We start from the raw sequence: 204 nt of genomic DNA, 5'->3' as shown, positions 1-204 counted from the left end.
TTGAAAACTAGATAACAGGCAGTAAGAAAAGCGACAAACGGTTCTCGTTTGGAGCTAAACGATAAAGCCAAGCAATACAAAGTGTGTTTAGTTAAGTTAGAAAGGGCGCACGGTGGATGCCTTGGCACTAGGAGCCGATGAAGGACGGGACAAACACCGATATGCTTCGGGGAGCTGTAAGTAAGCGTTGATCCGGAGATTTCC

1 rRNA gene is annotated in these 204 nt (G+C 46.6%); it reads left to right on the top strand.

The window, feature by feature from the left end:
* Positions 1 to 89: 89 nt before the first annotated feature.
* A 23S ribosomal RNA gene (locus tag ETB99_RS14855) occupies positions 90 to 204 on the top strand; the annotation flags it as partial.

Source organism: Anoxybacillus sp. CHMUD, assembly GCF_013096965.1.
Lineage (GTDB): Bacteria > Bacillota > Bacilli > Bacillales > Anoxybacillaceae > Anoxybacillus > Anoxybacillus kestanbolensis_A.
Note: the sequence above shows the minus strand (reverse complement) of the source record. Positions and strands in the feature narration are given on the sequence as shown.